The sequence below is a fragment of the Microbacterium sp. ISL-103 genome, from assembly GCF_018613995.1.
In the GTDB taxonomy this organism is placed as follows: Bacteria; Actinomycetota; Actinomycetes; order Actinomycetales; family Microbacteriaceae; genus Microbacterium.
The window spans coordinates 1-3394 of sequence record NZ_JAGGPD010000463.1; the positions used below are offsets into that span (position 1 = coordinate 1).

General features: G+C 70.5%; 5 protein-coding genes. 2 read left to right on the forward strand and 3 right to left on the reverse strand.

The genetic code is table 11. The features are described 5' to 3' along the window. On the reverse strand, positions 1 to 209 hold a 209-nt coding region (locus J7E68_RS15905; RefSeq protein ID WP_215174207.1), incomplete at its 3' end, for a hypothetical protein. A gap of 61 nt (positions 210 to 270) precedes the next feature. On the opposite strand from J7E68_RS15905, the gene rsmD reads away from it, so the two are divergent. Continuing rightward, positions 271 to 873 carry a 16S rRNA (guanine(966)-N(2))-methyltransferase RsmD gene (gene rsmD / locus J7E68_RS15910; RefSeq protein WP_215174209.1) on the forward strand — a complete coding sequence of 201 codons (603 nt, stop codon included), beginning with the start codon at positions 271 to 273 and terminating at the stop codon, positions 871 to 873. Here rsmD and thiL read toward each other — a convergent pair. Then, positions 843 to 1838: a thiamine-phosphate kinase gene (gene thiL, locus J7E68_RS15915; RefSeq protein WP_215174211.1), complete on the reverse strand. Its 996-nt coding sequence runs from the start codon at positions 1836 to 1838 to the stop codon at positions 843 to 845. The two genes, rsmD and thiL, sit on opposite strands and share 31 nt — an antisense overlap. A 23-nt stretch (positions 1839 to 1861) precedes the next feature. Between thiL and J7E68_RS15920 the strand changes: the two genes are divergently transcribed. Next, positions 1862 to 2380, forward strand: coding sequence for a DUF3515 family protein (locus tag J7E68_RS15920; RefSeq protein WP_215174213.1), 519 nt, complete (start codon positions 1862 to 1864; stop codon positions 2378 to 2380). A 32-nt stretch (positions 2381 to 2412) separates the two neighbouring features. On the opposite strand, the gene J7E68_RS15925 is transcribed toward J7E68_RS15920, so the two are convergent. Then, positions 2413 to 3394: D-alanine--D-alanine ligase family protein (locus J7E68_RS15925; RefSeq protein ID WP_215174215.1), on the reverse strand; the 982-nt coding region annotated here is incomplete at its 5' end.

Sequence of the window (3394 nt, forward strand, 5' to 3'; positions counted from 1 at the left end):
GCGCTCGACGACAGCACCTCGGCGACGATGGTCACCGTCTCGCCGATCGGGAGCTCGCGGATCGGGGTCAGCTCACCCGGGTCGGCATAGCGCCTCGGATAGTGCGAGACGAGGTCGCCGACCGTCTTCATTCCGAATGCGCGATCGAGGGACTTCGCCGGGGTGCCTCCGAGCGCCTCCTCGAGCGGCGAATCCAGCGTGAGCGACATGATCCGAGTCTAGAAGGCCGCACCGACACGGCGGACGACGCAGCTGTCGTATCGTGAACGGGTGACGAGGATCATCGCCGGAAAGGCACGCGGCGCACGGCTCGACGTGCCGCACGCGGGAACACGACCGACCAGCGACCGGGTGCGGGAGTCGCTCTTCGGGGCGCTGGACGCCGCCCACGCGATCGAGGGCGCTCGAGTGCTCGACCTCTATGCGGGATCCGGCGCACTCGGGCTCGAGACGCTGAGCCGCGGAGCGATCGCCGCAGACCTCGTCGAGCAGGGGCGGGAGGCGGCGGCAGTCGTGCGCCGCAACGCGATCACTGTCGCGAAGGCCGGCCTGCCCACGGCGCGAGTGCATCAGAGTCCGGTGCGGGCGTTCCTGCAGCGCGCCCTCGGCCCGTACGATCTCGTGTTCTCCGACCCGCCCTACGATCTCGACGATGACACGATGACCGCGGACCTCGTCGGCCTCGCACCGCTCCTCGCGCCCGATGCCCTCGTCATCGTGGAACGTGCTCGGCGATCGACACCGCCGGACCTCGCAGCCGCGGGCCTCGCTCTCATCCGCGAGAAGAGCTACGGCGACACGACGCTGTGGTGGGCGGAGGCTGCTCCCCCGCAGGACCGGATTCAGCCTGCGGACGAGTCCCAGTCCCGATAGGGATCCCACCCCGCAACGTCGGCCGGGTGACCGTCCACGAGCAGATCGTCCGCTCCGCGGGCGATCACCGAGCCGATGATCCGGAACCCCGGCGGCAGGATCCCTGGGGCGAAGGTCGCCAGCAGAGCGTGATCCTCACCGCCGGCCAGCGCTCGTCGGGGGTCCTCCCCGAGCGCTGCGCCGTCGAGAGCGATCGTGACCTCCGATGCCCCCGCCATGCGTCGCGCATCGAGCGCGAGCCCGTCCGACACATCCATCATCGCCGTGGCGCCCGCCGTCGCCGCGACGGGACCGAGCCCGATCGGCGGCGACGGGCGCAGCTGCGCGTCGATGGCCGCGGCCTCGCCCACGCCGAGCCGTGAACGATCGACGGGAACGGGGGTATCGCCGTCGCGAAAGCGCCCGAAGAGCACCGAGAGCCCGTGAGACGCGTGTCCGAGTTCGCCGGCGACCGCGACGACGTCGCCCACACGTGCGCCGCCACGGGTGACCGGCTCTCGCCCTTCGAGATCACCCAGCGCCGTCACCGCGACGGTGAGCACGTCGGACACGGTCAGGTCTCCGCCGACCACCGCGCAGCCCGGCGCAAGGGCGGTGCACGCCTCACGGAAGCCGTCGGCGAGGCGCTCGACGAACGACAGACGCAGGTCACGGGGAACGGCGAGAGCGACGAGGAGCCCGGTCGGACGCGCCCCCATCGCCGCGATGTCGGCGAGATTGACGGCCGCGGCCTTCCAGCCGAGGTCATAGCCCGACGACCAGGCGAGCCGGAAGTCCGGACCGTGCACGAGGGTGTCGGTCGTGGCGACGACCGAACCGGACGGGGTCGCGATGACCGCGGCGTCGTCGCCCGGTCCGATGAGGGTGTGCGTGGCCCGCGCGGTCCGCGCGAGGATCGCCCGGAGGATCTCTCCCTCCGAGAGGTCGCCGAGCTGCGGATCATCGTCGAGAGGTCGGGAGGGCATGCAGTCAAAGGTAGCCTGGAAGCATGCTCCGCTCTCGTCGTCTCGCCGCCTGCGCGGGAGCCCTGATCCTCGCGACCGGGCTCGCCACGAGCCTTGCCGGTTGCTCGACGACCGTCCATCTCGACCCGGCTGACGATGCGAACGACCCGGCTTGCGCGCAGGTCTCCGTGCTCCTTCCCGATGCGGTGGGCGATCTCGACCGAGTCTGGACGGACGCGCAGGCGACCGGCGCCTGGGGCGATCCGACGGTCGTGCTCCGATGCGGGGTCGAGCCCCCCGCGCCCTCGACCGAGGTGTGCACGACCATCGGCGGCGTCGATTGGCTCGTGCTCGACCAGGAGGAGGAGCGTCAGCGTCTGGTGACCTACGGTCGCGACCCCGCGATCGAGGTGGTCATCCGCCGTGGCGAGGAGATCGACTTCCGCACGGTGGTCGAGAGCCTGTCGACGAACATCCAGTCAGGCCTCGCTCAGGCCACCGCGCACTGCACCGATCGTGTGCCCGCGACCGAGGCGCCGGACGCGGATTCAGCCGAGGGCTGAGTCCCTCCCCGGCGCTCCGCGACGACACCCGATCAGCGGCGCAGGCCCGCTTCGATCAGCTCGGAGATCAGGTCGCCATAGCTGAGGCCCGATGCGACCCAGCACTTCGGGAACATCGAGATCGGGGTGAAGCCCGGCATGGTGTTCAGCTCGTTCACGATGAGCTCACCCGAATCGGTGAGGAACATGTCGACCCGGGCGAGGCCGCGCCCGTCGACAGCCTCGAAGGCACGGATCCCCGCGTCCTGGATGGCCGCGACCTCGTGCTCCTCGAGCTGCGCAGGGCACACGACGTCGACACCGTCGCCTCCGAGGTACTTGCCCTCGAAGTCGTAGAAGCCGCGCGATGTCAGCACGATCTCGCCCGGGAGGGAAGCTCGGACGCCGTCGGCGCCCTCGAGCACGGCGACCTCGATCTCGCGACCGACCACGCCGATCTCGATGAGGACCTTGTCGTCTTCGGCGAAGGCGATCGCGAGTGCGGCGTCGAGATCCTCGGCGCGCTCGACCTTCGAGACGCCGACGCTCGAACCAGCCCGTGCGGGCTTGACGAACAGGGGCAGGCCGAGTTCGGCCGCCGAGGCGCGCACGGAGGCTGCATCCTGCTGCCACTGTCGTGCGCGGACCGTGATCCCGGGCGCGACGGAGATGCCGGCGGCGCGCAGCGCGATCTTCATGAAGTGCTTGTCCATGCAGAGCGCCGAGTCGAGCACTCCGCCGCCGGCATACGGAACCTCGAGGGTGTCGAAGTACCCCTGGATCGTTCCGTCTTCGCCATGCGTGCCGTGCAGGATCGGCAGCACGATGTCGATCTCGCCGAACCCCTCGGTGGTGCCGTCCGGGCGCACGACGCGCAGCGTGCGGTCCCCGCCCGGCTCCGGCCACAGCACGCGGGTGCCGTTGTCGGCGACCTCGGGAAGATGCGCGGCATCCAGCGGGAACTTCGCGGGATCGTCGTCTTCGAGGACGAACGCACCCTCGCGGGTGATCCCGACGGGGATCACCCGATAGCGG

What these genes read in the sequence shown, in the direction of transcription:
- thiL (WP_215174211.1), bottom strand. Translation starts at nt 1,838, where the DNA reads ATGCCCTCCCGACCTCTCGACGATGATCCGCAGCTCGGCGACCTCTCG.
- J7E68_RS15920 (WP_215174213.1), top strand. Translation starts at nt 1,862, where the DNA reads ATGCTCCGCTCTCGTCGTCTCGCCGCCTGCGCGGGAGCCCTGATCCTC.